Annotated in this window: 25 protein-coding genes and 1 tRNA gene; 13 read left to right on the top strand and 13 right to left on the bottom strand. The window is 65.4% G+C overall.

The window, feature by feature from the left end; translation table 11 throughout:
• Window positions 1-18 precede the first annotated feature (18 nt).
• From RS899_RS16785 to RS899_RS16770, 4 genes are all read right to left on the bottom strand, one after another.
• Window positions 19-1,185, bottom strand: a complete 1,167-nt coding sequence (locus RS899_RS16785; RefSeq protein ID WP_315807631.1) for an EAL domain-containing protein — start codon at window positions 1,183-1,185, stop codon at window positions 19-21.
• A gap of 82 nt (window positions 1,186-1,267) precedes the next feature.
• Complete coding sequence (locus RS899_RS16780) at window positions 1,268-1,612, bottom strand: hypothetical protein (protein ID WP_054910461.1); 345 nt, start codon at window positions 1,610-1,612, stop codon at window positions 1,268-1,270.
• Window positions 1,609-1,989, bottom strand: a complete 381-nt coding sequence (locus RS899_RS16775; RefSeq protein ID WP_089285716.1) for a phage holin family protein — start codon at window positions 1,987-1,989, stop codon at window positions 1,609-1,611. Before RS899_RS16775 ends, RS899_RS16780 begins: the two co-directional genes overlap by 4 nt.
• A gap of 15 nt (window positions 1,990-2,004) precedes the next feature.
• Entirely contained in the window at window positions 2,005-2,322 is a 318-nt protein-coding gene (locus tag RS899_RS16770; protein WP_045211754.1) for a DUF883 family protein, read from the bottom strand.
• Between the two features lie 393 nt (window positions 2,323-2,715).
• Between RS899_RS16770 and RS899_RS16765 the strand changes: the two genes are divergently transcribed.
• Window positions 2,716-3,924, top strand: coding sequence for an ammonium transporter (locus tag RS899_RS16765; protein ID WP_054910459.1), 1,209 nt, complete (start codon window positions 2,716-2,718; stop codon window positions 3,922-3,924).
• A gap of 138 nt (window positions 3,925-4,062) precedes the next feature.
• On the opposite strand, the gene RS899_RS16760 is transcribed toward RS899_RS16765, so the two are convergent.
• The 3 genes from RS899_RS16760 to RS899_RS16750 form a co-directional block, all read right to left on the bottom strand.
• The gene (locus tag RS899_RS16760; RefSeq protein ID WP_054910458.1) at window positions 4,063-5,334 is read right to left on the bottom strand and encodes an OprD family porin; all 1,272 of its coding nucleotides are present in this window, start codon (window positions 5,332-5,334) and stop codon (window positions 4,063-4,065) included.
• A gap of 175 nt (window positions 5,335-5,509) precedes the next feature.
• Window positions 5,510-6,376: an MBL fold metallo-hydrolase gene (locus RS899_RS16755; protein ID WP_082450841.1), complete on the bottom strand. Its 867-nt coding sequence runs from the start codon at window positions 6,374-6,376 to the stop codon at window positions 5,510-5,512.
• 59 nt (window positions 6,377-6,435) lie between these two features.
• Window positions 6,436-7,032: a glutathione S-transferase family protein gene (locus RS899_RS16750; protein WP_233299468.1), complete on the bottom strand. Its 597-nt coding sequence runs from the start codon at window positions 7,030-7,032 to the stop codon at window positions 6,436-6,438.
• Between the two features lie 177 nt (window positions 7,033-7,209).
• On the opposite strand from RS899_RS16750, the gene RS899_RS16745 reads away from it, so the two are divergent.
• The 3 genes from RS899_RS16745 to RS899_RS16735 are packed head-to-tail and all read left to right on the top strand — an operon-like array spanning window position 7,210 to window position 8,963.
• The gene (locus RS899_RS16745) at window positions 7,210-7,767 is read left to right on the top strand and encodes a TetR/AcrR family transcriptional regulator (RefSeq protein WP_024765068.1); all 558 of its coding nucleotides are present in this window, start codon (window positions 7,210-7,212) and stop codon (window positions 7,765-7,767) included.
• Window positions 7,768-7,795: 28 nt separating this feature from the next.
• Entirely contained in the window at window positions 7,796-8,035 is a 240-nt protein-coding gene (locus RS899_RS16740) for a glutaredoxin family protein (protein WP_054910456.1), read from the top strand.
• Window positions 8,036-8,087: 52 nt separating this feature from the next.
• The gene (locus tag RS899_RS16735; protein WP_315807630.1) at window positions 8,088-8,963 is read left to right on the top strand and encodes an NAD(P)-dependent oxidoreductase; all 876 of its coding nucleotides are present in this window, start codon (window positions 8,088-8,090) and stop codon (window positions 8,961-8,963) included.
• Window positions 8,964-9,077: 114 nt separating this feature from the next.
• Here RS899_RS16735 and RS899_RS16730 read toward each other — a convergent pair.
• The 3 genes from RS899_RS16730 to mobA all read right to left on the bottom strand — a co-directional run bounded on the left by RS899_RS16730 (window position 9,078) and on the right by mobA (window position 10,189).
• A tRNA-Pro gene (locus RS899_RS16730) sits at window positions 9,078-9,154 on the bottom strand.
• A 134-nt stretch (window positions 9,155-9,288) separates the two neighbouring features.
• Complete coding sequence (locus RS899_RS16725) at window positions 9,289-9,510, bottom strand: YgdI/YgdR family lipoprotein (protein ID WP_017519306.1); 222 nt, start codon at window positions 9,508-9,510, stop codon at window positions 9,289-9,291.
• A 91-nt stretch (window positions 9,511-9,601) separates the two neighbouring features.
• Window positions 9,602-10,189, bottom strand: a complete 588-nt coding sequence (gene mobA, locus RS899_RS16720; RefSeq protein WP_233299466.1) for a molybdenum cofactor guanylyltransferase MobA — start codon at window positions 10,187-10,189, stop codon at window positions 9,602-9,604.
• Between the two features lie 70 nt (window positions 10,190-10,259).
• Here mobA and moaB point away from each other — a divergent pair, with 70 nt between their 5' ends.
• Window positions 10,260-10,799: a molybdenum cofactor biosynthesis protein B gene (moaB, locus tag RS899_RS16715; protein WP_054910453.1), complete on the top strand. Its 540-nt coding sequence runs from the start codon at window positions 10,260-10,262 to the stop codon at window positions 10,797-10,799.
• Window positions 10,796-12,010: a gephyrin-like molybdotransferase Glp gene (glp, locus tag RS899_RS16710; RefSeq protein WP_315807629.1), complete on the top strand. Its 1,215-nt coding sequence runs from the start codon at window positions 10,796-10,798 to the stop codon at window positions 12,008-12,010. The genes moaB and glp overlap by 4 nt, the downstream gene beginning before the upstream one ends.
• A 211-nt stretch (window positions 12,011-12,221) precedes the next feature.
• On the opposite strand, the gene RS899_RS16705 is transcribed toward glp, so the two are convergent.
• Window positions 12,222-13,250 (bottom strand): AraC family transcriptional regulator, encoded by a 1,029-nt coding sequence (locus RS899_RS16705; RefSeq protein WP_054910451.1) that lies wholly within the window; start codon window positions 13,248-13,250, stop codon window positions 12,222-12,224.
• A gap of 156 nt (window positions 13,251-13,406) precedes the next feature.
• Between RS899_RS16705 and RS899_RS16700 the strand changes: the two genes are divergently transcribed.
• The 6 genes from RS899_RS16700 (at window position 13,407) to RS899_RS16675 (ending at window position 21,210) form a co-directional block, all read left to right on the top strand.
• Window positions 13,407-15,002 carry an FAD-binding oxidoreductase gene (locus RS899_RS16700; RefSeq protein WP_315807628.1) on the top strand — a complete coding sequence of 532 codons (1,596 nt, stop codon included), beginning with the start codon at window positions 13,407-13,409 and terminating at the stop codon, window positions 15,000-15,002.
• A gap of 4 nt (window positions 15,003-15,006) precedes the next feature.
• Complete coding sequence (locus RS899_RS16695; protein WP_315807627.1) at window positions 15,007-16,584, top strand: glycerol-3-phosphate dehydrogenase/oxidase; 1,578 nt, start codon at window positions 15,007-15,009, stop codon at window positions 16,582-16,584.
• A gap of 25 nt (window positions 16,585-16,609) precedes the next feature.
• The gene (locus RS899_RS16690; protein ID WP_233299461.1) at window positions 16,610-18,169 is read left to right on the top strand and encodes an FGGY-family carbohydrate kinase; all 1,560 of its coding nucleotides are present in this window, start codon (window positions 16,610-16,612) and stop codon (window positions 18,167-18,169) included.
• 102 nt (window positions 18,170-18,271) lie between these two features.
• A complete protein-coding gene (yegS, locus tag RS899_RS16685; RefSeq protein ID WP_315807626.1) occupies window positions 18,272-19,195 on the top strand; it encodes a lipid kinase YegS in 924 nt (307 codons plus the stop codon).
• Window positions 19,196-19,308: 113 nt separating this feature from the next.
• Entirely contained in the window at window positions 19,309-20,238 is a 930-nt protein-coding gene (locus RS899_RS16680) for a chemotaxis protein CheV (protein ID WP_024766843.1), read from the top strand.
• A 162-nt stretch (window positions 20,239-20,400) separates the two neighbouring features.
• Window positions 20,401-21,210, top strand: coding sequence for an MOSC domain-containing protein (locus RS899_RS16675; protein WP_315807625.1), 810 nt, complete (start codon window positions 20,401-20,403; stop codon window positions 21,208-21,210).
• 171 nt (window positions 21,211-21,381) lie between these two features.
• Here RS899_RS16675 and RS899_RS16670 read toward each other — a convergent pair whose 3' ends face one another.
• Both RS899_RS16670 and RS899_RS16665 read right to left on the bottom strand, forming a co-directional pair.
• Window positions 21,382-21,762, bottom strand: a complete 381-nt coding sequence (locus RS899_RS16670) for a lysozyme inhibitor LprI family protein (protein WP_024766845.1) — start codon at window positions 21,760-21,762, stop codon at window positions 21,382-21,384.
• Window positions 21,763-21,825: 63 nt separating this feature from the next.
• Window positions 21,826-23,751: a transglycosylase SLT domain-containing protein gene (locus tag RS899_RS16665; RefSeq protein ID WP_315807624.1), complete on the bottom strand. Its 1,926-nt coding sequence runs from the start codon at window positions 23,749-23,751 to the stop codon at window positions 21,826-21,828.
• Between the two features lie 207 nt (window positions 23,752-23,958).
• Here RS899_RS16665 and RS899_RS16660 point away from each other — a divergent pair, with 207 nt between their 5' ends.
• Window positions 23,959-25,872: an ATP-binding cassette domain-containing protein gene (locus RS899_RS16660; protein ID WP_315807623.1), complete on the top strand. Its 1,914-nt coding sequence runs from the start codon at window positions 23,959-23,961 to the stop codon at window positions 25,870-25,872.
• Window positions 25,873-25,914 lie beyond the last annotated feature (42 nt).

Here is a 25,914-nt window from a genome sequence, read left to right as displayed (position 1 = left end):
GCAATCTCAATCGTGGCGCTAGAGACCTTCGGCGTCGATGTCGATGAGTAGAAGCCGTCGGCCCTGGTCGATGAATTGCCCGGCAGTCATGCAGTATTGGTTGGTGGTGGCGTCGCGGTAGGTGTTGGAGAGTGTCAGGCGACGTTCCTCCCAGCCCTCGGCGAGCAGTTGGTAGAAGTACGGGCGCCAGGACCAGTTGTGTCCCAGGTAGCGGCGGTTTTCCTTCCAGAACAGGCCGTTCCACTCAAGGTTTGGCGAGGTCTGGGTGCCGTGGCGGTCGCACTGGTAGATGCGCAGCAGGCGGCTGAAGGACTCCGGCGCTGGCGGCAGGCTGCTGAGCATGGCGCCGCCTTCGGCCCAGGGGCGTAGCATGTTCATCAGCTCGGAGAGTTGTTGCCGCAACTGGATGAGGTTGGCGCGCTCCTGCAGCTTGCGATTCACGTAGTGGTCGCGGCGCTGGGCAAAGGCATCACGGAAGGCATCGCTGGCGGGAAACTCCAACGCAGGCTTGGCGAACAGGTAGCCCTGCACGTAGCGCGCACCGCACTCCAGGGCGAAGTCCATTTCCTCTTCGGTTTCCACGCCCTCGGCGATGATCCAGCAGCCGGTCTTCTCGGCCATCTGCGCCAGGGCTTTCACTACCTCGCCGCTGGGGCCGCCGCGGGCTGCCTCCTGGAACAGGCGCATGTCCAGCTTGAGAATGTCCGGTTGCAGCGCCAGCACGCGATCCAACTGCGAGTAACCGGCACCGAAGTCGTCGATGGCGATACGTGCACCTGCTTCTCGATAGCGCGCCACCACTTCGGGCAGACGCTGGTGGGCACCGCCCAACTCGGTGATCTCGAAGACCACCCGTTCGGGCGGCACGCCTTGCTGTTGCAGTTGCTTGAGGCTGGGCAGTGGCTGGTTCGGGCGCAGGCGGCTGATCCAGCGCGGCGAGATGTTCAGGCTGAGGAACCAGTCCTTGGGCGCCTCATGGATGCGGGCGAGGGCGGCATCGCGGATCTGCCGGTCGAGGCGGCGCAGTTCGGCGAGGCCGACTCGCGGGTTGAAGAACAGCGGGCCGACCGATTGCAGGTCACCGTTGTCCTGGCGCAACCGCCCCAGCGCCTCGACACCGGCAATCAGGCCGGTCGCGGTGTCGATGAATGGCTGGAAGCAGGCGATGGGTTGCCCGTCGATCAAGGGACACATCCTTAGTGGCGTGACAGGAAAGCGCGGGAGCGCTGCTGCGTGTCACATTGCAAGAATGTGGCCAGTATGGACGTCAGAGATGCGTCGACGGCGCGGGAGGGTCCTGATGGTCGGGCTTCCTGCGCATCTGCAGGATGACTGGCGCCAGGGCGATCCCCAGGCGCAGCAGCCGTATCCAGCGGCGCTTGCGACCGAACAGCAGTGCGAGGGCTGCGGCGCCGCCGGCGCCCCACAGCGGGATATTGCCGCCCAGGCCGCCGCGTAAGCTCTGGCCGACATGGCGAGCCTGTTTCAGGGGTTGCAGCAGCAATTCACCTTCCTGACGAAGCTGCTGGCGTTGCATTTCCAGGCGCAGGCGGACGATGGCCTTGCGCAGTTCGGCCCGGGTCAGGTTGCGGGCGTCCGGCATTTCGCTCATGGCAACAGGCGCTCCCGGTCGCGGGCCAGTTCATCGAGGGTGGCACTGAAGGGCGAGCCTTCGTCGGTGACCAACAGGTGCAGGCGCCAAGCGCAGAGCAGGCTGCCACCGACATAGAAGAGGCACAGGCCGATGGCGGCCTGCAGGCGGTAACTGTCCCAGAAGACAATCAACACCAGCACCGACAGCGCAACCAGCAGGAGCAAGGCGAAGACCAGTGCGAGGCCGGCCATCAGGAGCATCTGCACGGTACGGGTCTTCTGTTCCTGCAACTCGATGCCCAACAGTTCGACGTGGCCGTGCAGCAGCCCGAGGGCTGCGGCGCCGAAGCGCCGCAGGGAAGGAGAGTTGGCCGAGGACTTCGGCCCGGCGTCCATTCCGTCGCTCATCGGTCAGCGCCGGCTGACCAGCAAGCCGAGAAGGAAGCCGACACCGGCGGCGATACCCACGGCCTGCCAGGGGTGATCACCGACGTAGTCCTCGGTGGCGTCCACGGCAGCCTTGCCCTGGTCGCGCACGGAGTCCTTGGTGGAGTAGATCGCATCGCGGGCACGCTTGAGGCTCTCGTGGATCTGCGCGCGCATCTGGTCGGCTTCGGCGCCGGCCAGGTCGGCAGAGCTCTGCAGGAGTTTCTCGGTGTCGCTGACGAGGGCTTGGAATTCGGCCAGGAGTTCATCCTTGGCGGCGTTCACTGCGGTCTTGCGAGGCATGTGATGCTCCTTGTGCGGGTTGAGGTTCCTAGTTTTCGAACCCCGGGGGCGGAGGAAAGTTTCTCATAAATTCACCACGGGGCCGCTCTTGCGTGCGAGATGAAGCCTAGCTGTTGGGTGGTATGACGCTTGCATTTCTCTGGTGCGCATGGAGAGCAGGGCGCCCCACGGCGGGGCGTTTCCGGCGCCTTGAACGGCGCGGAAACTGAGCTCAAATCACTGAAAAACATAAGGAAGTACAGGAAATTGCGAAGCTGTTCGGATGGCCTGTGGGCCAATCTGGTTCAGCGCTCGGCTCTTCTGTGGTGCATCACTGCTTCAGCGTGGTGCGGCGCAGGGTCGCCGCGAGCCGTTTTGGTGCTTTCCCCTTGACCTCCGGGGCTGCCTGTAGCGATGGAAAACCTCAATAGTGCCGTAGAGACGCTGGTCCACGGCTCCAACACGCTGTTCCTCCTGATGGGCGCGGTCATGGTGCTGGCCATGCACGCGGGCTTCGCCTTCCTGGAAGTTGGCACGGTGCGCCTGAAGAACCAGGTCAATGCGTTGTCGAAAATTCTCTCGGACTTCGCTATTTCAGCCCTGGCCTACTTCTTCGTCGGCTACTGGATCGCCTACGGCGTGACCTTTCTGCAGCCGGCGGCGCAGCTGACGCACGAAAACGGCTACGCGCTGGTGAAGTTCTTTTTCCTGCTGACCTTCGCTGCAGCGATTCCCGCGATTATTTCGGGCGGCATCGCCGAGCGGGCAAAGTTCGGCCCGCAGTTGATGGCGACCGCGCTGATCGTCGCCTTCGTCTATCCCTTCTTCGAAGGGTTGATCTGGAACGGCAACTTCGGCTTCCAGGACTGGCTCAAGGCCGAGTTCGGTGCGGCCTTCCATGATTTTGCCGGTTCCGTGGTGGTACACGCCTTTGGCGGCTGGCTGGCGCTGGCGGCGGTGGTCCTGCTAGGGCAGCGCAATGGCCGCTATCGCGAAGGGCGCCTGGTGGCCTTCGCGCCGTCGAACATTCCATTCCTGGCGGCGGGCTCCTGGATTCTCATCGTCGGATGGTTCGGCTTCAACGTGATGAGCGCTCAGTCGCTGGCCGGCGCCAGCGGCCTGGTGGCGGTGAACTCACTGCTGGCGATGGTCGGCGGCACGGTGGCGTCGCTGCTGGTTGGCCGCAACGATCCGGGCTTCCTGCACAACGGCCCGCTGGCCGGGCTGGTCGCAGTCTGTGCCGGTTCCGACCTGATGCATCCCATCGGCGCCCTGGCCACTGGCATGGTGGCGGGCGCGCTGTTCGTCTGGGCATTTACCGCGACCCAGGTGCGCTGGAAGATCGACGACGTACTCGGTGTCTGGCCGCTACACGGTTTGTGCGGCGCCTGGGGCGGCATCGCCTGCGGGATCTTCGGGCAGCAGGCGCTCGGCGGCTTGGGCGGTGTGAGTCTTGCCAGCCAGGCGATCGGCACATTGCTGGGAGTTGTTGTGGCCTTCGCCGGTGGTCTGCTGGTGTACGGCCTGGTGAAGTCGGCAGTGGGAATTCGCCTGACGAAGGAAGAGGAGTATTACGGCGCCGACCTGTCGATCCACAAGATCGGGGCGCTCAGCCAGGACTGAAGGATATTGTAGGAGCGAGCTTGCTCGCGAACGCTTCGCGCCGGAGTGGCGGTAGAGAGGTTCGCGAGCAAGCTCGCTCCTACAAAAGAGCAAGAAAAAGCCCGGCATCTGCCGGGCTTTTTCGTCATGCCGCGAGGGTTACCAGAGCGGCATGGTGTAGCTGACGATCAGACGGTTCTCGTCGTAATCGTTGGTGTAGTTGGTGCGCATGGTCGCGTTACGCCACTTCACGCCCAGGTTCTTCAGCGGGCCGTCCTGGAAGACGTAGGCGATGTCGGTGTCGCGTTCCCATTCCTTGCCTTCGCCGTCGGTGGTGATCAGGTCGATGTTGTCGCCCTTCACGTAGCGGGTCATGAAGGTCAGGCCGGGGATGCCGAGCCCGGCAAAGTTGTAGTCGTAGCGCGCCTGCCAGGATTTCTCGTCCTTGTTGGCGAAGTCGCCGATCTGGATGTAGTTCACCAGGTAGGGGTCGGTACCGTTGATGTAGGCGAAGCCGGTGTCGCCGCTCATCTTCTGGTAGCCGAGGCCGAAGGCGTGGTAGCCCAGGGCATAGGTGAACATGGCGTTGAGCGCCTTGTTGTCGACGTTGCTGCCGCCGTCGTCATCGGACTTGGCCCAGCGGATGTCGGACTTCAGCGACTGCTTGTCGGCGATCGGCAATACGTGGATCAGGCCCAGGTAGTGCTGCTTGTAGATATCTTCCAGGCCGCCGTAGTGGTAGCTGGTGCTGAGGCTGTCGGTCCACTTGTAGGTGAGGCCGCCGAACAGGAACTTGTTGCTCGTGGTGGCATCGCCCAGCTTGATGTTGCGCTTGCCGCCACCGGTGATGGTCATGTCCTCGTAGTCGGAGGAGTCGCGCTGGTTCACCTGGTAGAGGCGGCCGCCATCGACGGTCAGGCCGTCGAGTTCCGCGGAGTTCAGGGCGAAGCCGCTGAAGGTTTGCGGCAGCAGGCGGGTGTCGTTGTACTGCACCACCGGCATCTTCGGCAGCAGGGTGCCGGCTTTCAGGGTGCTCTTGGACGCGCGCAGCTTGGCGGTGATGCCCAGGTCCCCGTAGCTGTCCTCGGCGCGGCCGTCGCTGCGGGAGCGCTGCAGCAGGCCGGTACCGCTGCGGTCAGGCGAGGAATCGAGTTTCAGGCCCAGGGTGCCCAGGGCATCGACGCCAACGCCGATGGTGCCGTCGGTGTAGCCGGACTCGTACTTGAGGATGAAGCCCTGGGCCCACTCCTCGGCCTTGTTCTGGGCAGGGGTGGGGCTGTCCTGGCGGAAGTCGCGGTTGAAGTAGAAATTGCGCAGTTCGACGGTGGCCTTGCTGTCCTTGATGAAGTCAGCGTGGGCTAGTGTCGGAAGGATAAAGCTGGTACCCAGCGTGGACAAAGCCACGGCACGGGCGATCGGGGTCTTGCTCATTGTTATTGTCTCCTCGAGCGCTTGGGGCAGTTCGGTGATACCGGTGGATCGGGCCGGCATGTCGATCTGTTACAGCCTACCTACTAAATCATTACCGAATGTTGACGACCCTTAGACCTTAGTCGCTGATTAGTGAGCTGGCTATTGAAGCGCCGAGTGGCGGCTGGCGTGGCTTTCAGTCGATCCAGCGGGGGTAGTAGCCGAGTTTGTCCTGCACCTGGGCATCGTGGGCCGGCACGACGGTCAACTTTGGATACGCAAGCATCAGTTCGTGCACACGGGCCACTTCCGCCAGGGTCTGGTCGCGGTCGCTGTCCACCAGTCTGCGGCTGACCCAGAATTTCTCGCGGGGGCCGGTGAAGCCGGACAGGCGCCAGGTGGTATCGCCGCTGAAGAAGAAGCGCCGCCCGTCATCGAGGGTGATGAACAGGCCGACCGAGCCGGGCGTATGGCCGCGCATAGGCACCAGCACCAGGCTGCCGTCGCCGAACAGGTCGAGGCTGCGCTCATAGCCCATGAAGGGGCCGGATTCGAACTGGAACGGCACCCATTTCACCGGATGGCGGAACTGGCTGGGGAATACCGCCGGGGGCTGGGCAATGTGGGCATAGTTGATTTCCTCGTAGGTTGCCCAGACCGGCACGTCCGGGAAGTCGGACAGGCCGGAGGCGTGGTCCCAGTGGGCATGGGAGAGAATGATCCGGTCGATGCGGATGCCGCTGCCCTGCAACTGCTCGCGGGCTGGTTTCAGGCCCTCGTACTGGAACAGTGGCTTGTCCCACCAGGGCATGTCCTGCTTGAACTGCGCGTCCGCCTGGCTGCCCAGTCCGGTATCGAACAGCAGGGTTGCCGCGTGGTGCTGGATCAATACCGCGGTGTGGTTGAGCGGGACCTTCTGTGTCCAGTCGCCGCCCGCCACGGTGAATGCATCCAGGGTGGTGACACCGGAGGTGCGGATCAGCGAGAAGCGCAGGTCGGCGGCCTGGCTGTTCAGGCAGGCAAGGGCGAACAGCCCGGCCAGCAGCAGGGATGGCAGACGCATCGAAGTTTCCTTTCGTGGAGCGGAGAAGGGCGCCGCCAGGTTCGCGGCGGCGCGCAGATTCAGAGGGCGGGTTGTGCGACGTAGCCGGGCAGGGCGCGCACGCGGGCCAGCCAATCCTGCACATAGGGATAGCCGGATGGCTCGAGCCCGCCTTCCGGCGCCAGGGCGACGTAGGGGTAGACGGCAATGTCGGCGATGCTCGGCTTCTCCGTCTGCGCCAGCCAGCGGTGGTCGGCCAGCGTCGCGTCGAGCAGTTCCAGTGCATGGCGGCCCTTGGCCTGCGCCGTGGCCAGGTCACCGGGGCGCTTGAACAGCTGGATCACCCGTGCCAGGGCCAGGCCGTGTTGCACCTCATTGGCTGAGAAGCTCAGCCAGTTGGCGATTCGCCCCTGGGTCATGGCGTCCTGGGGATGCCAGTGCGGCTCGCCATACTGCCGTGCGAGGTAGGCCAGGATGGCGTGGGAGTCGCCCAGGCGCAGTTCGCCGTCTTCCAGCGCGGGCACCTGGCCGCGCGGATTGATTGCCAGGAAGGCCGGGCGCTTGTGCGCGCCGCCCTGCAGGTCCACTGGCACCAGTTCAGCCTTGTGGCCGATGAGCCCGAGGAACAGACGAACCTTGTAGCAGTTACCGGAAAGCGCGACGTCGTGGAGTTTCATGGCGAGAGCCCTGTGCATTGTTGTGGGGACGGCGGAATAGATATTAGACAGACAGGTCTGTATAGTTCAAGCAAAATGACCGTCCACCAATCGGCACTTGCGCGGCCCTCCCTGCAACGCTCCGGCTCCCCATGGGCGCCGAGCCTCGCGCATAATGTCCGGTCAGGAGGTAATGCCATGGCATCCAGCAAACGCGAGCTGCTGCTCACCACCGCCCAGGACCTGTTCTACCGCGAGGGCTACCACGCCACCGGCATCGACCGCATCCTTGCCGAGTCGGGCGTGGCGAAGATGACGCTGTACAAGCACTTCAAGTCCAAGGACGAGCTGATCATGGCGGCGCTGGAAGAGCGCCACGCCCGCATGGTCGAGCGCATGGAGGTGGCCGGACGCATCCTCGCGCCGCGCGAGTCGATCCTGGCGATCTTCGACGGCCTGCAGGAGGTGCTCGACAGCCCGGACTTCTGCGGCTGCGCCTTCATCCACGCCGCGGGCGAATTCCACAACCGTGAACACCCCATCCACCAGCAGGCCGCTGAGCACAAGGCTTTCCTCGGCCGCTTCTTCGCCGCCCAGCTGATGCGCCTTGGTGCTGCGGAGCCGGAGGCTCTGGCCCGCCAACTGCAATACCTGCTCGAGGGCGTGCTGGTGATGGCGCATATGCAGGGCCCGGCGCAGCAAGGGCGAGAAGCCCGCGCCATGGCCGATACCTTGCTCAAGCACGCCGGAGTCTGAACCCATGCCGCCAACCCTGGAGCCTCACATGCCCCCGGAATGCCAACTCTTCGGCACCCTCGGCTGCCATCTCTGCGAAGTGGCCGAAGCCGTGTTGATGCCCTTTGTCGAACACGGCCTGCTGGTCGAGTTGGTGGACATTGCCGATCGCGAGGAATGGGTCGAGCAATACGGCTTGAGCATTCCCGTGCTGCGCCGCTGCGATTCCGGCGCCGAGCTGAACTGGCCCTTCGACGCCGAACAGGTCGCCACTTTCCTCCGCCGCTGATGCCTTTGGCGGCTTTTCCTCTCCTCAATCAACTGATGCGAGGCGCATAGCAATGAAGATCGGATTTCTCGGATTGGGCGGCATGGGTGCTGCCATGGCTGCAAACCTCATCAAGGCCGGCCACCAGGTCGTTGTCTGGAACCGTTCGCCAGCTGCTGCCGAGCCCCTGGTGGCGCTGGGTGCCGTTGCCGCCACCACGCCTGTGCAGGCTTTCGACGTCGAGCTGGTGATTTCCATGCTGGCCGACGACAACTCCACCCGCGCCGTGCTGCTGGACAGCGGCGCCCTGGCCTCGGCCAAGGCCGGGCTGGTGCACCTGAGCATGGCCACGCTGTCCACCGCCCTCGTCACTGAACTGGTGGAGCTGCACCTCGAACAGGGCGTCGAGTTCGTTGCTGCGCCGGTGTTTGGTCGCACCGACGTTGCCGCCGCCGGCAAGCTGAACATCCTGGTCGCCGGCCCCGAGACGGCTATCGCCAAGGCGCAGCCGGTCCTTGATGTGCTGGGACAGAAGACCTGGCCGCTGGGCGACGACCCTTTGCGCGCCGTTGCGGTGAAAATCGCCGGCAATTTCATGATTGCCAGCGCCATCGAGGCGATGGGGGAGAGCACTGCGCTGGTGAAAACCTACGGGGTGGCGCCGGGGGAGTTCATGGAGATCATGGGCAACACCCTGTTCAACGCGCCGGTGTACCGCAACTATGGCGCCCTGATCGCCGAGCAGCGCTTCGATCCGGCGGCGTTCCGCCTGGTGCTGGGCCTCAAGGATGTGGGGCTGGCGTTGTCGGCCGGGCAGGAGCAGCGCGTGCCGCTGCCGTTCGCCAGCGTCCTGCGTGACAACCTGCTCGAAGCCATTGCCCACGGCGATGGCGATCTGGACTGGAGCGCGCTATCGCAGGTGGCGCTGCGCAAGTCCGGGCAGCTCTGATTCGCCCATGAAAAAGCCCGTCCGGCTGGACGGGCTTTTTTGTGCCTGAAGATTGGCCTGCATGAAAAATCGCAGGCAATAAAAAACCCGCCGTTAGGCGGGTTTTTCGGGATTTGGTCGGAGCGACTGGATTCGAACCAGCGACCTTCTCGTCCCGAACGAGACGCGCTACCAAGCTGCGCTACGCTCCGTTTGATGGCGCGCATTCTACCGAAAAACTTTTGACGCACAAGGGGTTAGCGAAAAATATTTTTCGCCCCCCGGTAAAACGCGAACGCCCCGCAGACCGGTCAGGGGCTGCGGGGCGTTTTCACCGCCGGGCGAATCAGAGGTCCTTGACGGTCCGTACCTGATCCTTGTTCACGCGGGCGGTTTTGCCATCCAGCTGTTCGAACTCATAGAAGCCGGATTCTTCGTCGTACTTGGGTTTGTCGACCGACTGAATCTCGCGACCATCGTTCAGGGTGATGACCGACGGAGTGGAGCAACCAGCGAGCACTCCGAAGCCCAGGGCGAGCAGGAAGGCGGGAAGCATCCGTTTGTTCATTAGTGAATCTCCTGATGAGCGAACATAAAGGTACGAAAAGTCTGACAGGGTGCTTCTTGGCATAGTTCCCGGAAAATTTTCGAATACGTCGCTATCGTGCGTGATAGAGCAGCTCTGGCGTGTTGAGATTGGCCAGGCGCGGGTCGTTCGCCGGGCAATCCACTGCCTGCAGCCCCAGGTTCGAGAACACATGGCGCGGGCTGCGGTCGCCCTGGTGCCAGGCCTGTTCTATCGGTTCGCGCATCGCCACGGGAATGATGCTGAACAGCGGCTCCCACTGCGTGCCGCAGCGCAGCATGTGCACGACGTCCGGCGCTTCAGCCGATGCGAGCAGCAGGCGCTCCAGCAACTCGGCGTCCAGCAGCGGCGCATCGCAGGGCAGCACCAGCAGATGTGTATGACGGGCGGTGGCGAGACCCGCGCGAATGCCGGCGAGCGGGCCGGGGAAGTCCGGGCTGTCGTCCTGTACCAGCCGGTCGGCGTAGCCCGCGTAGATGTTCGCGTTGCGGTTGCAGGAGATGATCAGGTCGTCGCTGTACGGGCGGGCCAGGGCAGCGGCGTAGCTCACCAGCGGCTTGCCCTGCCAGTCCAGCAGGCCTTTGTCCTGGCCACCCATGCGCTGGCCGCGTCCTCCGGCGAGAATCAGGACGGAACAGCGGGGTAGCGGGGCTTGTGGCATGTCAGGGTCTCCAGGGCGGGCCTGTGATATAACACCGCGCATTCCAACCTCACAAGCAAGGGCCCTCATCATGAGCCACAAGGCCGAGCAGCCATTCGTCCCGCTGAACATCGCCGTGCTTACCGTCAGCGACACCCGCAACCTGGAGAGCGACACCTCCGGCCAGCTCTTCGTCGACCGCCTTAAGGCCGCCGGCCACAACCTCGCCGCTCGCGTACTGCTCAAGGATGACCTCTATCGCATCCGCGCCCAGGTCGCGACCTGGATCGCCGAGGACGAGGTGCAGGTCGTGCTGATCACTGGCGGTACCGGCTTCACCGGCCGCGACAGCACCCCGGAAGCCGTGACGTGCCTGCTGGACAAGGTGGTGGACGGTTTCGGCGAGCTGTTCCGGCAGATTTCCGTGGCCGACATCGGCACCTCCACCGTGCAGTCCCGCGCGCTGGCGGGTCTGTCCAACGGCACCCTGGTCTGCTGCCTGCCGGGCTCCACCAACGCCTGCCGCACTGCCTGGGACGGCATCCTCGGCGAGCAACTGGACGCCAGTCATCGTCCCTGCAACTTCGTGCCGCACCTGAAGAAGGCGGCGCCCTGCGAGAGCCGCGGATGAGCTGCTGCGACAGGCCCGGCCTGCTGCCGGTCGAGGACGCCCTGGCGCGCTTGTTGGCGCTGGCCGAACAGTCTCCGATCTCCGAGTGCGAAACCTTGCCGTTGGCCGACGCCGATGGCCGCGTGCTGGCCGAGCCGCTGCTGGCCGGCCTGGACCTGCCGCCCTGGCCGAACAGTGCCATGGACGGTTACGCGCTGCGCCTGGCCGACTGGCAGGGCGAAGCGCTGCCGGTAAGCCAGAAGATCTTTGCCGGCCAGGCCGGTGAGCCGCTGCAACCGGGCACCTGCGTGCGCATCTTCACTGGCGCGCCGGTGCCGCAAGGCGCCGACTGTGTGGAAATGCAGGAGAACGCCGAGGTGCTGGAGGATGGCCGTGTGCGCTTCCTCGAAGTAATGGAAGCCGGCCAGCACATCCGCCCGCAGGGCCAGGAAACCCGCAAGGGTGACTGCGTGCTGCCGACCGGCACGCGCATCGGGCCCATCGAGATCGGCCTGGCTGCGTCCCTCGGTCACGCCGAATTGAAAGTGCGCCGCCGCCCGCGCGTGGCGCTGCTGTCCACCGGCGACGAACTGGTTGAGCCGGGCACGTCGCTGGCGCTGGGGCAGATCTACAACAGCAACCGTCACCTGCTACGCACCTGGCTGCTGCGCTTCGGTTGCGAGGTGGTGGATGCCGGAATCCTTCCAGACGACCTGGAGCGCACCCGCGCCGCACTGGCTGGTCTGTCGAACGTCGACCTGATCCTCTCCACGGGCGGCGTCTCCGTCGGCGAGGCGGACTTCCTCGGTGCGGCCCTGCGCGAAGCGGGCGAACTGGCGCTGTGGAAGCTGGCGATCAAGCCGGGCAAGCCGCTGACCGTCGGCCACTACCAGGGCGTGCCGGTGATCGGGCTGCCGGGTAACCCCGCATCCACCCTGGTGACTTTCGCGCTGCTGGCGCGGCCCTACCTGAAGCGCCGTCTCGGCATGCAGAAGGTCGAGCCGCTGCGCCTGCAGGTGCCCGCCGGGTTCAACTGGACCAAGCCGGGCAACCGCCGCGAGTACCTTCGCGCGCGCCTGGAGAATGGCCGGGCAGTGCCCTATGCCAACCAGAGTTCCGGCGTGCTGCGCAGCGCGGCCTGGGCGGAAGGATTGGCAGAGGTGCGCGAAGGGACGACGGTGGCCGAGGGTGATAGGCTGACCTTCATTCCGTTCAGCGAACTCCTCGACTGATACGTTTGTTGTAGGAACGAGGGGCACGCCCAGTCCTTGCTCGCTCCTGCAGATTTCCTGTGATTATCGATGGGGGCGCAGGAGAGGGGGCATCCGTGATTCGGCCGACAGGGCGGGCCGGTTTGCCATCGCAGACGGAGTCCGCTCCTGCGCAAAGCCACCCACTGTGCGGACGCAGGGAATCACGCCCGCTCAATGAAAAACGCCGGTCTCAGACCGGCGTTTTTTTATGCTGCTGGCGATACTCGCCCGGCGTCTGGTCGGTCCAGCCCTTGAAGCTGCGGTGGAACGAGCGCGACTCGGTAAAGCCCAGGTACTGGGCGATGTCCTGGATCGGCAGGTCGCTGTGTACCAGGTAATGTTCGGCCAGCTCCTGGCGCAGCTCGTCGAGGATCTGCTGGTAGCTGGTGCCGGCCTGCTGCAGGTGGCGCTGCAGGGTGCGCACCGTCATCTCGAAACGTTCGGCGACACGCTCCTTGCGCGGCAGGCCATCCTTGAGCAGCAGGCGCAGGGCGTTCTTCACCCGCAGCGGCAGCGGTTCGTCGTCGTCCAGCTCGGCCATCAGGGCCAGGGCGTGTTCTTCCAGGGTGCGCAGCAGGTTGGCGTCGGCCTGGCGCAGGGGATAGCTCAGCAGTTGCAGGGGCACCAGCAGGGCGCTGAAGGGTTGCTCGAAACGCACCGGGCAGCCGAATAGCTGCTCGTACTCGGCGATGTCGGTGCCTTCGGGCTGTGCGTGTTCGAACCAGACTTCCTGCGGCGAGCCGCTGGTGTCGGCGATCCAGCGCGCATACAGCAGCCAGGACGCCAGCACGTTCTCCACCATGTGCCGCCGGATCTGCGCGGCCTCGTGGCGACAATTCCAGATCAGCTTAATGTGGTCTTCGCCAGGCTCCAGGCGGCTGACACCCATGTCGCCGACCAGCTTCTCGTAGGGAATGATGCGGCCCATGGCTTCGCCCAGGTTGGCGCAGTTCATGGTGATGTAGCCCAGCACGCTCCACGAGCCCGGCTGCACGAAGCGTGCGGAGTGCAGGCCGAACAGCGGGTCGCCGGAATGCGCGCACAGATGCTGCAGCAGGCGTTCGTGAGCCTCGCTGGGCAGGCGCTGGCTGTTGTCGCTCAGTTGCGAGCGCTCAAGCCCCGCGGCCTTGAGGGCGACGTCCAGGTCCATGCCGAGGGACTCGGCGTGGCGCAGGTATTTCAGCAGTGCAGGGACGGAGGTATAGCCGAGGGAATGCATGGCGTTCGTTCTTGTTCTGGTGTCTCGATCGGCAACTGCGCCTGTCTTGATCCGACAGTGACAGGGCAGGGCGGCTGGCTAGTATAGGCAGCCATCAAGCAGCACCGAAATAGCAATCGAAATTGCAGACAGAGACCCTGAATAAAAGGAGCGGGCATGCGACGCTGGAACGGCTGGGGTGAAGAAACGACGGTGGTGGAACTGCCCGACAACGGACGCGGTTTTCTCGCCGAACTGGTCGGCCCGGGCCTGACGCTGCCGGACGCGACGCTGGAGCAGGTACTGGCCAAGGTACCGGCCTCGCGCCTGCCCGAGCATCCGCTGGTGGTGCGCGAAGCCCGCGACCGCCTGCTGCACGCCCGAGGCCAGAGCCTGCCGGACTGGCTGGCGATGCGCGAAGGCGAGTTCGGCGTGTTCCCCGATGGCGTGGCCTACCCGCAGACTGCCGAGCAGATCCGCGAGCTGCTGAAGTTCGCCGAGCTCTGGGACTGCCTGGTGATCCCCTACGGCGGCGGCACCTCGGTGGCCGGCCATATCAACCCGCCTGAGTCCGACAAGGCGGTGCTCACCGTTTCCCTGGAACACATGAACCGCCTGCTGGAGCTGGACGAGCAGAGCCTGATCGCCACCTTTGGCCCCGGCGCCAACGGCCCGCAGGTGGAAAGCCAGCTGCGCGCCCGTGGCTATACCCTCGGCCACTTCCCGCAGTCCTGGGAGCTTTCCACCCTCGGTGGCTGGGTTGCCAGCCGCTCCAGTGGCCAGCAGTCGCTGCGCTACGGGCGCATCGAGCAACTGTTCGCCGGCGGCACACTGGAAACCTTCGCAGGTAGCCTGGAGATCCCGACCTTCCCGGCATCCTCCGCAGGCCCGGACCTGCGCGAGGTGGTGATGGGTTCCGAAGGCCGCTTCGGCATCCTCTCGTCGGTGAAGGTGCGGGTCACGCGCATCGCCGACGATGAGCGTTTCTACGCGGTGTTCCTGCCGTCCTGGGAGCAGGCGCTGGAGGGCATCCGCACCCTGGTGCAGGCGCGCGTGCCGCTGTCGATGCTGCGTCTGTCCAACGCCATCGAAACGACCACTCAACTGGCCCTGGCCGGCCATCCGGGGCAGATCGCCTGGTTGGAGCGCTACCTGAAAATGCGCGGCGCTGGCGAAGGCAAGTGCATGCTGACCTTCGGCGTCACCGGCGACCGTGCGCAGAACGCCACTTCCCTGCGCGCCGCACGACGCCTGCTCAAGGGCTTCGGTGGCGTGTTCACCGGCACCCTGCTGGGCAAGAAGTGGGCGCAGAACCGTTTCCGCTTCCCCTACCTGCGCGAGGCGCTGTGGGAGAACGGCTACGTGGTGGACACCCTGGAAACCGCCACCGACTGGTCCAACGTCGACAACCTGCTCAACCGTATCGAGGCCAGCCTGCGCGAAGGCCTGGCCGCCGAGGGCGAGCGCGTGCACGTGTTCACCCACCTGTCGCACGTCTACGGCGAGGGTTCGAGCATCTACACCACCTACGTGTTCCGCCCGGCCGCCAGCTATGCGGAGACACACGAGCGCTGGCGCAAGCTCAAGCATGCCGCCAGCCAGACCATCGCCCAGAACCGCGGCACCATCAGCCACCAGCACGGCGTGGGCAAGGACCACGCGCCTTACCTGCCGGTGGAAAAGGGCCCGCTGGGCATGGCGGCGATCAAGGCGCTGGCCGGGCATTTCGATCCGTCCGGCCGGCTGAACCCCGGCACCTTGCTGCAGGACTGAGCCCATGCCTGCCTGGAACGCAGCCTGGCGCGCGCAGGCGCTGCCGGAGCTAGCGGCGCGCGACTGGGACCTGATCGTGGTCGGCGGCGGCATCACCGGCGCCGGCATCCTGCGCGAAGCGGCACGGCGCGGTTGGCGCTGTCTGCTGGTCGAGCAGCGCGATTTTGCCTGGGGCACCTCCAGCCGCTCATCGAAGATGGTTCACGGTGGCCTGCGCTACATCGCCAAGGGCCAGTTCGGCCTGACCCGTGACTCGGTGCGCGAGCGCCAGCGCCTGCTGGGCGAGGCGCCGGGGCTGGTCGATCCGCTGAGCTTCATCATGCCGCACTACCAGGGCGGCTTCCCCGGCCCGCGGGTGTTCGGCACCCTGCTGTCGCTGTACGACGCGCTGGCGGGACGGCGCAATCACCTGTTCCATCGCCTGGAGGAACTGCGCTACCTGGCGCCGGGCCTGAAGGAAGATCGCCTGCTGGGCGGCACCCGCTTCCAGGATGCGGTAACCGATGACGCGCGCCTGGTCATGCGTGTGCTGGGCGAAGCGCGAGCCGAGGGAGGCGAAGCACTGAATGGTTTGAAGGTGATCGAACTGGATCGCCGCGACGGTCGCGTTCAGGGGCTGGTTGCCGAGGATCGCGAGAGCGGCGAGCGCTTCACCTTCCGTAGTCGCGCCGTCGCCTTGGCCACTGGCGCCTGGGCTGATGCGCTGCGGCAGAAGCACGGCAGCGAGCACATCCGCCCGCTGCGTGGCAGCCACCTGTTGCTGCCGGCCTGGCGCCTGCCGGTCACCCATGCGTTCAGCTTCATGCACGGGCAGGACAAGCGTCCGGTCTTTGTCTTCCCCTGGGAAGGGGCGACCGTAGTCGGCACCACCGACCTGGATCACCGGGAAACCCTGGACGATGACGCGGCCATCAGCCGCGAAGAGCTGGAGTACCTGCTGGCCGCCTGCGCGCAGCAGTTTCCTGCTGCGCAGATCACCGCCGGTGATGTGCGCTCCACCTGGGCCGGTGTACGCCCGGTGGTCAGCGATGGTGCGCCCTCGCTCAAACCGTCGGATGAAAAGCGCGAGCATGCGCTGTGGGTCGAACCCGGGTGCGTGACTCTTGCTGGCGGCAAGCTCACGACCTTCCGCCTGCTGGCGCTGGAGGTGCTTGCCGCTTGTGCGCCAATGCTGGAGCGCCAGCTGGAAACTGCGCCGGACCACGTCTTCGCGGCTGTCGAGGACGTCGTCCTGCCGGGCCTCATTCCTCCTCAGCAGCGCCGCCTGTGTGGGCGCCATGGGCGCTCCTTGCCGGAACTGGCGCGCCTCCTGAACGAGGTGGGCAGCGAGTGTATCGGCCATACCGATTCGCTCTGGGCCGAACTGGCCTGGGCGGCGGAAGGCGAACTGGTGCTGCACCTGGACGACCTGCTGCTGCGTCGCACCCGTATTGGCCTGCTGCTGGCCGATGGTGGCGCTGCCGAGTTGCCGAGGATTCGCGCCTTGTGTCAGCGCCGCCTGGGCTGGGACGACGCGCGCTGGAAACACGAAGAACAGGACTACCTGGAGCTGTGGCGCCGCAGCTACAGCCTTCCGCACTGACCGACTCTCCATGACCAAGAGCCCCATGAATAACAATAACTATCTGCTGGCCATCGACAACGGCACTCAGAGCGTGCGCGCGCTGCTCTTCGACCTCCAGGGCAACCTGGTGGGCAAGGGCAAGGTCGAGCTGGAAGCGTATTTCTCCTCGCAGCCCGGTTGGGCGGAGCAGCACCCGGACTATTACTGGGAGCAGCTGGGCGAGGCGTGCAAGCGCCTGTGGGCCAGTGTCGACATCGACCGCAGCCGCATCCGTGGCGTGTCGCTGACCACCCAGCGCGGCACGGTGATTCACGTCGACGAAGCCGGTCAGGCCCTGCGCCCGGCGATCATCTGGCTGGACCAGCGCCGCGCGGAGCTGGGCGATCCGATCAGGGGGCCCTGGGGCTGGCTGTTCAAGCTGGTGGGCGCGCAGGGCGCGGTGGACTACTTCCGCACCCAGGCCGAAGCGAACTGGGTGGCCCAGCAGCAGCCGGACATCCACCAGCGCACCCACAAGCTGCTGCTGCTCTCGGGCTTCCTCACCCAGCGCCTGTGCGGGCGTTACGTGGACTCGGTGGCCTGCAGCGTTGCCTACCTGCCGTTCGACTACAAGAAGCTCGCCTGGGCTGCGCCGCGGGACTGGAAGTGGCAGGCGATCGACGTGCGCCCCGAGCAATTGCCGGAGCTGTACAAGCCCGGTGAGAAACTGGGCGAGATCACCGCCGAGGCCAGTCGCCTGACCGGTATTCCCGAAGGCCTGCCGCTGATCGCCGCTGGCGCCGACAAGGCCTGCGAAGTACTCGGCGCGGGCGCCATCGACCCGACCGTGGCGTGCCTGTCTTACGGCACCACAGCGACCATCAACACCACCCGTTCGCGCTACCTGGAAACCATCCCGCTGATCCCGCCGTACCCGGCGGCGATTCCCGATCACTACAACACCGAGGTGATGATCTACCGCGGCTTCTGGATGGTCAGCTGGTTCAAGCGCGAGTTCGGCCTGCGCGAGATGCAGCGTGCCGAGGAGCTGGGCATCGAGCCGGAGAAACTCTTCGACGAACTGGTCAATAGCGTGCCGGCCGGCTCCATGGGCCTGATGCTGCAACCCTACTGGACGCCGGGCATCCGTGAGCCGGGCCTGGAGGCCAAGGGCTCGATCATCGGTTTCGGCGACGTGCACACCCGCGCGCACATCTACCGCGCCATCCTCGAAGGCCTCGCCTACGCGCTGCGCCAGGGCAAGGAGCGCATCGAGAAACGCTCCGGCACCCGTATCCAGCGCCTGCGCGTGGCCGGTGGCGGCTCGCAGAGCGATGCGGCGATGCAACTGACCGCCGACATCTTCGGCCTGCCGGCGGAGCGCCCGCACGTCTACGAAGCCTCCGGCCTGGGCGCTGCCATCGATTGCGCGGTGGGGCTGAAGCTTTATCCGGACTTCGCCAGCGCCATCGCCGCCATGACGCGCGTCGGCGACGTCTTCCACCCGCGCCCCGACGCGCAGCGGACCTACGAGCGGCTGTACAACGAGGTCTACCAGCGCATGTACAAGCAGCTCAAGCCGCTGTACCAGAGCATTCGGGAGATCACCGGCTACCCGGCCTGAACCGCCCATTCCCGATTCAGTGATGAAAAGCGAGGAAATTTTCCCGCGCTACTCTGGGTCCATTAGTTGACGCTCAATGGACTACTCGCGAGGAAGCCGACCATGACCCAGCCCAGGGCCCTGCTGATCCTGCACGGCAAGCAAGCCGCCAACGACGAAGTGCGTGCCGCCGTGCTGGCCACGCGCGAAGCGGGGCGCCAACTGGATGTCAGGGTGACCTGGGAGGGCGGTGATGCTAGGCGGCTGGTGGAGGAGGGCCTGGCGGCGGGATACACCACGCTGATCGCCGGCGGTGGCGACGGCACCGTGCGCGACGTCGCCGAGGCGTTGGTCCAGGCCGGCGGCAAGGCCAGCCTGGCCATCTTGCCGCTGGGCACCGCCAACGACTTCGCCCGCGCCGCCGGCGTTCCGCTTGAACCCGCGGCTGCGCTGGCCTTGCTGGACGTGCTGCCGCGCCCTATCGATCTGGGGGAGGTCGACGGGCAGTTCTTCCTGAACATGGCTACGGGTGGCTTCGGTTCGAAGGTCACCGCCAACACCCCGGAAGACTTGAAGAAGCTGCTCGGCGGCGCAGCCTACCTGCTGACCGGCCTGACGCGCTTTTCTGAAGTCCATGCGGCCCAGGGGCGCTTTACCGGACCGGATTTCGGGTGGGAAGGCGAATTCCTCGCCCTGGGCATCGGCAATGGCCGACAAGCCGGCGGCGGACATGTGCTCTGCCCGCAGGCCACGGCGGATGACGGGCTGCTGGACGTGAGCATCCTGCCCACCCCGCAGGACATGGTCGGAACGCTGGGCGCATTGCTGGGCAGCAGCGGGTTCGGCACTCAGGACGTCTTCGTCCGGGCGCGCTTGCCCTGGGTCGAGGTCGAAGCCCGCGAGGGCCTGGACGTCAATCTCGACGGTGAGCCGCTGGAGGGCCGCAAGCTGCGCTTCGAGGTGCGCCCGGCAGCGCTCTCGATGCACCTGCCGGCAGACTCGCCGCTGCTCTCGTCCACTGGGCGGCTCGCTGCCCAACAAGGCTGATCGCGCTGGTCCGGACCGGACAAGTCGTGCATGATGGCGTACGGCCAGTATCTTGTTGGCGCCGATACGGCCGATAGCTCTCCCGCACGACTCATTCCGAATCTGGAGCAGGCATGGCCGGTATTCTCGACACTGTCGATCAACGCACCCAACTGGTAGGCGAGAACCGCCTGGAAATCCTGGTCTTCCGTCTCGCCGGGCGGCAGCAGTTCGCGATCAACGTGTTCAAGGTGCAGGAAGTCCTGCAGCTGCCGCGCCTGACGCTGATCCCGCAGCGCCACCCGATGATCTGCGGGGTGATCAACCTGCGCGGCCAGACGCTGCCGGTGATCGACCTGTCGCGCGCCATTGGCATGCGCGCGCTGACCCCGGATGCCAACAGCACCATCATCGTTACCGAGTACAACCGCTCGGTGCAGGCGTTCCTGGTGGGCGGGGTGGAGCGCATCCTCAACCTCAACTGGGAGTCGATCCAGCCGCCGCCCGGTGGCGCCGGCCGCCAGCATTACCTGACCGCGATCACCAAGGTGGAAGACCGCCTGGTGGAGATCATCGACGTGGAGAAGGTGCTCGCGGAGATCGTGCCGATGAACACCCGTGTCTCCAGCGACCGCCTGGACGACACGCTGCTCAGCCAGACCCGTGGCCGCGAAGTGCTGGTGGTGGACGACTCCAGTGTCGCCATCTCCCAGCTGCGCGATACCCTTGGCCAGCTCGGCCTGCGCCTGCATGTGGCGACCGACGGCCTGCGCGCACTGCAGCAGCTCAAGCGCTGGGCCGATGAAGGCCTGGACATGGAAGAGAAGCTGCTGATGATCTTCACCGACGCCGAGATGCCTGAGATGGACGGCTACCGGCTGACTACCGAGATCCGCAACGACCCGCGCCTGCGTGACCTCTACGTGGTGCTGCACACCTCGCTGTCGGGTAGCTTCAACGACGCCATGGTGAAGAAAGTTGGCTGCGACGACTTCCTCTCCAAGTTCCAGCCGGACCAGCTGGTGGAGGTAGTACGCCGCCGCCTGCAGAAAGTTCCCGCCTAGCTGCTTTTTGTAGGAGCGAGCTTGCTCGCGAACCGCTTGATGCCGTTGCCTCCGGAAAAAAGTGTTCGCGAGCAAGCTCGCTCCTACAAGTTCGTTGCCATTGCTAGACGCCCGTTCCACACCGTATAAGGTCGCTTTCGCCTGCACGAAAGGAAGCCTCCGATGTACACCCTCAGCGAGCTCTACCGCTACCCGGTCAAATCCACTGCCTACGAGCCCCTGGAGTCCGTCCGCCTGGACGCCCTGGGCCTGGAAGGGGATCGACGCTGGATGGTGGTCGACTCCGCCAATGGGCGCTTCCTCACCCAGCGCCTGCTGCCGCAGATGGGTCGTATCGAGGCGCGCTGGCAGGACGATTTCCAGGCGTTGCGCCTGCGTGCACCGGGCATGGACGACCTGCTGGTGCAAGTGCCGGGACGCGATGACAACCTGCGTGGCGTGCTGATTTGGCGTGACATGCTGCAGGTGCCGGATGCCGGCGATGCCGCCGCCCAGTGGCTGAGCGCATTCCTCGAGCGTGATGTGCGCCTGGTGCAGATGCCCGAGCAGCGTGCGCGGCAGGTGGACACCGCCTACGCCGAGCCCGGCGAGCACGTGCACTTCGCCGATGGCTTCCCGCTGCTGCTGATCGGCCAGGGCTCGCTGGACGACCTGTCGACGAAGGTTGGCCGCCCGCTGGAAATGCTGCGCTTCCGCCCGAACCTGGTGGTAACTGGCGCCGAACCGTTTGCGGAAGACGGCTGGAAGCGCATCCGCATCGGCGACGTCACCTTCAAGGTGGCCAAGCCCTGCGCGCGCTGCATCCTCACCACCATCGACCCACATACTGGCGAGCGCGACGCCGCCCGTGAGCCGCTGGCCACGCTACTGGGTTACCGCAACGTCAATGGTGAGGCGCTGTTCGGCGAGAACCTGATCGCCCTGAACAGCGGAACACTGCGCGTGGGTATGGAAGTAGAAGTTCTGGAATAGGGCGCATAGTCACATCACGCGTAGGGTTGCGCGCCTGGCCCCAACGTGCAGGAGCGAGCTTGCTCGCGAATCCGCCTGCCGCTTGTGCCGCCGGAAACTTTTCGCGAGCAAGCTAGCGCCTGCAGGTAACCGCAGGGCGAACAACCTTCACGGTTGTTCGCCGTCAGCGCCTTACAGCTTGCTGTCGACGCAACCGGTGCTCTGACACTCGCGCTCACGCTCGCGCAGCACGGCCAGACGCTCGTTGGTCTTGTCCACTGCGCACTGCAGGTTGACGAAGTAACCGCCGTCGCGCTCGTAGCTGCACTGGGCGTCGCGGTCCTTGATCCAGGCGATCTGGCTCTTCTTCAGCGCGGCCTTCTGGCCGTCGTTGAGCATCTTGCGCAGGGTGCCGAATTCATTGTTCAGCTCGCGGTCTACCTGGGCGTACTCGGTGCTCAGGCAATACACGCTGTCGAAGGCGTTGCGCGGCTTCTCGCAGGCGGCGAGGGCGAGGTCGGCGCTGAGCAGGCCTGCGGCAAGCATGGAGAGGGAGAGAACGGTCTTGCGCATGGAAATTTCCTTTTTTCCTTGAGGGAATGAAAACCGCCCGGCGGGTGCCGGGCGGTAGATGGATCAGAGCTCGTCGAAGAAGCGTTCGTGCCAGTCGACGATGGGTTGTGGCGCATTGAGCTTCTGTCCGTAGATCACCGCGTAGGACAGCACGTTCTGCACGTAGGAACGGGTCTCGTCGAACGGAATGGTCTCCACCCATACGTCGAAGGCCAGGTGGCGCGCATCCTTCAGCCATTGCCTTACGCGGCCGGGGCCGGCGTTGTAGGCGGCGGTGGCGAGCACGCGGTTGCCGTTGAACTGGCCGTGAACCTGGCTCAGGTAGGCGGCGCCGAGCTGGATGTTCACATCCGGCACTATCAGTTGCTGCGGCGAGGCCAGCGGGATGCCGAACTTGCGCGAGGTTTCCTTGGCGGTGGCCGGCATCAGTTGCATCAGGCCGGTGGCGCCGACGCCAGAGCGCGCATCGGACATGAAGGCGCTTTCCTGGCGGGTGATGGCGAACACCCAGCTGGAATGCAGGCCGCGGTTGCGCGCCTCGCGCACCAGCGTGTTGCGGTAGGCCATGGGGAAGCGGATATCCAGGTCATCCCAGTACTTGGCCTGGCTGATGGCGCGGATCGCCGGGAAGTACCACTGCATGTCGTAGGCGATCTTGGCCTGGGCCAGCAGTTCGTCGTGACTCAGGTGACGGGCGGCGTGGTACCACTCGCGGCGGGCGTTGATGATCTCGCCGCGGGCGTAGAACTCCAGCGCGCGGCGGGTGCTCGGCGCATTGCGCACCCGCTGCATCGTCCCGGCATCCGGCGATACCGGTCGGTTGTTCAGCTGGTACGGTGCGTTGATCCGGTCGGCAGCGAGGAAGCCATAGAAGTCACGCTCGTCGGCCACCGGCTTGTACAGGCTGACGGCTTGCTTGTTCTGCGGCTGCGCCAGTTGCAGCGAACGTGCTTGCCAGTACTTCCAGCGGTTGGTCTCGGCCAGCGACGGCGGCAGCGCGCGGGTCAGTTCGTAGGCTTCTTCCCAGCGGCCCAGGCGCAGCAGCAGGCGCAGGCGCCATTCGGTGACGGTGTCGTCGCGCAGCTGCGGGTCGTACTTGACCATCATCGGCAGGGCGCGCGGATCGTAGCGGCGCGCCAGGCTCAGGCCTATCTCGCGGGCGATGGAGACCTTCTCGTCGCTGGAGAAGGGCAGCACCGAACTGTAGTAGTCCAGCAGGGTGATGGCTTTTTCCGGGTCCTGCTTGGCCAGGCGGCGCAGGCCGAGGCCGACGACGTCGGCGGTGGCGTGGTCGCGGGCGCTGAAGCGGGTGGTCTGGCTCAGCTGCGCGGGGTTCTGCGCCACGTTGACCATCAGTGCGCCCTGGCTGCCGAGGGTCGGCAAGCGTTTGGAGAGCACGGTGGCGAGGCTGTAGTTGCCTTTCTCGGCGGCCAGCTTCAGGCGCTTCCAGACCTTCTCCTCGGTGAGCTGGCCATCGGCCTGCCACATGGCGAAGGTAGTGTCGCAGGCGTCGGGCTGCGGCTTGCCGACCAGCCAGAGCTTCTCGGCGGTGGCATAGCCCTCGGCCTTGTTGCCATGGCCGAGCTGATACTGGCCGTAGAGACAGTCCAGTTCGGTGAAGTTCATCTTCGGGTCGTAATAACGGACGAAGGTGTTCCAGTCGCCCTGATCGGCCAGCTGGCGCATCCAGCGCAGCTTCAGCCAGTTGATCTGCGGCAGGTCGCCGTGCTGCTCGATGAAGCGCTCGATCTCGGCGTTGCTGGCGCTTCTCAGACGGTTGGTCAGCTCGTCATAGGCCAGGTACGGCTGCAGCGGATAATCGGCCAATGCCGACTGGTAGCGGAAATACGGGCCGCTGTCATTGCGCGCCAGTGCCTTCTGCGCCTCGTCGTACATCTGGCGCTGCTGGGGCAGGGACGCTGCATTGGCTGTCGAAGCGGACAGGCTGAGGATCAGGCAGGAGAACAGTGAGAAAAGGCGACCGCGCATGGCTCTTCCGGGAAGATGATCGGTGGGCGCTGGATGGCGCGCGCCCGCTGCCCTGTAGCTTAGCCTGTTGCGCGAGGGCGGCGAAAGCGCCACCACAGATGCATCGCGCGAAGGCGGACGCCTGTCTCGCCGCGCGAGTTTGCGCGCGACCCTCTGACTTTTCCGCGCTTTCCCTTAAACTGCGCGCCCTGTTTGTGGAGATACCCAATGACCCTGCTCAAGTTCACCGACGTGTCCCTCGCCTTTGGCACCACTCCGCTGCTGGATAAGGTGTCCTGGCAGATCGCCCGGGGTGAGCGGGTGTGCGTCATTGGCCGCAACGGTACCGGCAAGTCGAGCATGCTCAAGCTGGTCAAGGGCGAGCAGAAGCCCGACGACGGCGACATCTGGCGCGCCCCGGCGCTGAAGATCGGCGAGCTGCCGCAGGAGTTGCCGCGCGCCGACGACCGCACCGTCTACGACGTGGTCGCTGAAGGTCTGGCCGAGGTGGGCGAGCTGCTGGCGCGCTATCACCACCTGAGCATGCACATCGAAAGCGAAGAGGACCTGAACAAGCTGGCGCGCGTCCAGCAGGAGCTGGAGGCCCGCGACGGCTGGCGCCTGGGGCAACTGGTGGACACCACGCTGACGCGCCTGCAACTGCCGGCCGACAAGACCCTCGCCGAGCTCTCCGGTGGCTGGCGTCGCCGCGTGCTGCTGGCCCAGGCGCTGGTGGCCGAGCCCGACCTGCTGCTGCTGGACGAGCCGACCAACCACCTGGACATCGGTGCCATCGCCTGGCTGGAAAATGCCCTGGCCGACTTCCCCGGCGCCGTGCTGTTCATCACCCACGACCGTGCTTTCCTGCAGGCCGTGGCCACCCGTATCCTCGAACTGGATCGCGGCCACCTGATCGACTGGAACGGCGACTACGCCAGCTTCCTCGTGCATAAAGAGCAGGAATTGGCCGCGGAAGAGGTAGCCAACGCGCTGTTCGACAAGCGCCTGGCCCAGGAGGAAGTGTGGATTCGCCAGGGCATCAAGGCCCGTCGTACCCGCAACGAAGGCCGTGTGCGAGCGCTGAAGGCGATGCGCAACGAGCGTGCCGATCGCCGTGAGCGCCAGGGCAAGGCCAGTTTCCAGCTGGAGACTGCGGAAAAGTCCGGCAAGCAGGTCATCGTCGTCGAGAACGCCGGCTTCGCTCACCCGGGCGGCCCGGCGCTGATTCGTGATTTCTCCCTGGTGCTGCAGCGCGGCGACCGCATCGGCCTGCTGGGCGCCAACGGTACCGGCAAGACCACCCTGCTCAAGCTGTTGCTGGGCGACCTGCAGCCGACTTCCGGCAGCGTCAAGGAAGGCACCCGACTGGAAGTGGCTTATTTCGACCAGTTGCGTCACCAGCTGGAGCCGGAAAAGACCGTCATCGACAACATTGCCGAAGGTCGCGAATTCATCACGATCAACGGGCAGAATCGCCACGTCCTCAGCTACCTGGGCGACTTCCTGTTCTCCCCGCAGCGCGCCCGTACTCCGGTGAAGGCGCTCTCGGGTGGCGAGCGGGCACGCCTGTTGCTGGCGAAGCTGTTCAGCAAGCCGGCCAACCTGCTGGTGCTGGACGAACCGACCAACGACCTGGACGTGGAAACCCTGGAACTGCTCGAAGAAGTGCTGCTGACCTTCGACGGCACCGTACTGATGGTCAGCCACGATCGGGCCTTCCTCGACAACGTGGTCACCAGCACCCTGGTGTTCGAAGGTGAAGGTCGCGTGCGCGAATTCGTCGGCGGTTACCAGGACTGGCTGCGCCAGGGCGGCTCGCCCAAGTTGCTCGGTGTAGGTGAAGAGAAGGGTGACAAGCCCGCTGCTGCCGCCGTTGTCGAGCAGCCGGTGGCAGCGGTTGGTACGCCGGTCGATGCCGCGCCGAAGAAGAAACTGAGTTACAAATTGCAGCGCGAGCTGGAAGCCATCCCCGGGCAGATCGAGGCCCTGGAAGGCGAGATGGCAGCGTTGCAGGAAGAAACCGCGTCGCCGGACTTCTACCAGCGCCCGCAGGGCGAAACCCAGGCCGCCCTGGCGCGCCTGAGCTCCCTGCAGGAAGAGCTGGACCGGCTGATCGAGCGCTGGGCCGAACTGGAAGAATAATCCGGTCGGTCCGGCGATGTGCCCGTGCATATCGCTGATCAA

The organism is Pseudomonas sp. C9-3 (assembly GCF_032392015.1).
Classification (GTDB): domain Bacteria; phylum Pseudomonadota; class Gammaproteobacteria; order Pseudomonadales; family Pseudomonadaceae; genus Pseudomonas; species Pseudomonas nitroreducens.
The sequence above is the reverse complement of the archived record's forward strand: the minus strand, read 5'-3'. Positions and strand labels throughout refer to the sequence as shown.

What these genes read in the sequence shown, in the direction of transcription:
- RS899_RS16680 (WP_024766843.1), top strand. Translation starts at nt 19,309, where the DNA reads ATGGCCGGTATTCTCGACACTGTCGATCAACGCACCCAACTGGTAGGC.
- RS899_RS16760 (WP_054910458.1), bottom strand. Translation starts at nt 5,334, where the DNA reads ATGAGCAAGACCCCGATCGCCCGTGCCGTGGCTTTGTCCACGCTGGGT.
- glp (WP_315807629.1), top strand. Translation starts at nt 10,796, where the DNA reads ATGAGCTGCTGCGACAGGCCCGGCCTGCTGCCGGTCGAGGACGCCCTG.
- RS899_RS16770 (WP_045211754.1), bottom strand. Translation starts at nt 2,322, where the DNA reads ATGCCTCGCAAGACCGCAGTGAACGCCGCCAAGGATGAACTCCTGGCC.
- mobA (WP_233299466.1), bottom strand. Translation starts at nt 10,189, where the DNA reads ATGCCACAAGCCCCGCTACCCCGCTGTTCCGTCCTGATTCTCGCCGGA.
- RS899_RS16750 (WP_233299468.1), bottom strand. Translation starts at nt 7,032, where the DNA reads ATGAAACTCCACGACGTCGCGCTTTCCGGTAACTGCTACAAGGTTCGT.
- RS899_RS16705 (WP_054910451.1), bottom strand. Translation starts at nt 13,250, where the DNA reads ATGCATTCCCTCGGCTATACCTCCGTCCCTGCACTGCTGAAATACCTG.
- RS899_RS16745 (WP_024765068.1), top strand. Translation starts at nt 7,210, where the DNA reads ATGGCATCCAGCAAACGCGAGCTGCTGCTCACCACCGCCCAGGACCTG.
- yegS (WP_315807626.1), top strand. Translation starts at nt 18,272, where the DNA reads ATGACCCAGCCCAGGGCCCTGCTGATCCTGCACGGCAAGCAAGCCGCC.
- moaB (WP_054910453.1), top strand. Translation starts at nt 10,260, where the DNA reads ATGAGCCACAAGGCCGAGCAGCCATTCGTCCCGCTGAACATCGCCGTG.
- RS899_RS16775 (WP_089285716.1), bottom strand. Translation starts at nt 1,989, where the DNA reads ATGGACGCCGGGCCGAAGTCCTCGGCCAACTCTCCTTCCCTGCGGCGC.
- RS899_RS16665 (WP_315807624.1), bottom strand. Translation starts at nt 23,751, where the DNA reads ATGCGCGGTCGCCTTTTCTCACTGTTCTCCTGCCTGATCCTCAGCCTG.
- RS899_RS16700 (WP_315807628.1), top strand. Translation starts at nt 13,407, where the DNA reads ATGCGACGCTGGAACGGCTGGGGTGAAGAAACGACGGTGGTGGAACTG.
- RS899_RS16765 (WP_054910459.1), top strand. Translation starts at nt 2,716, where the DNA reads ATGGAAAACCTCAATAGTGCCGTAGAGACGCTGGTCCACGGCTCCAAC.
- RS899_RS16670 (WP_024766845.1), bottom strand. Translation starts at nt 21,762, where the DNA reads ATGCGCAAGACCGTTCTCTCCCTCTCCATGCTTGCCGCAGGCCTGCTC.
- RS899_RS16780 (WP_054910461.1), bottom strand. Translation starts at nt 1,612, where the DNA reads ATGAGCGAAATGCCGGACGCCCGCAACCTGACCCGGGCCGAACTGCGC.
- RS899_RS16695 (WP_315807627.1), top strand. Translation starts at nt 15,007, where the DNA reads ATGCCTGCCTGGAACGCAGCCTGGCGCGCGCAGGCGCTGCCGGAGCTA.
- RS899_RS16660 (WP_315807623.1), top strand. Translation starts at nt 23,959, where the DNA reads ATGACCCTGCTCAAGTTCACCGACGTGTCCCTCGCCTTTGGCACCACT.
- RS899_RS16735 (WP_315807630.1), top strand. Translation starts at nt 8,088, where the DNA reads ATGAAGATCGGATTTCTCGGATTGGGCGGCATGGGTGCTGCCATGGCT.
- RS899_RS16755 (WP_082450841.1), bottom strand. Translation starts at nt 6,376, where the DNA reads ATGCGTCTGCCATCCCTGCTGCTGGCCGGGCTGTTCGCCCTTGCCTGC.
- RS899_RS16690 (WP_233299461.1), top strand. Translation starts at nt 16,610, where the DNA reads ATGAATAACAATAACTATCTGCTGGCCATCGACAACGGCACTCAGAGC.
- RS899_RS16675 (WP_315807625.1), top strand. Translation starts at nt 20,401, where the DNA reads ATGTACACCCTCAGCGAGCTCTACCGCTACCCGGTCAAATCCACTGCC.
- RS899_RS16725 (WP_017519306.1), bottom strand. Translation starts at nt 9,510, where the DNA reads ATGAACAAACGGATGCTTCCCGCCTTCCTGCTCGCCCTGGGCTTCGGA.
- RS899_RS16740 (WP_054910456.1), top strand. Translation starts at nt 7,796, where the DNA reads ATGCCCCCGGAATGCCAACTCTTCGGCACCCTCGGCTGCCATCTCTGC.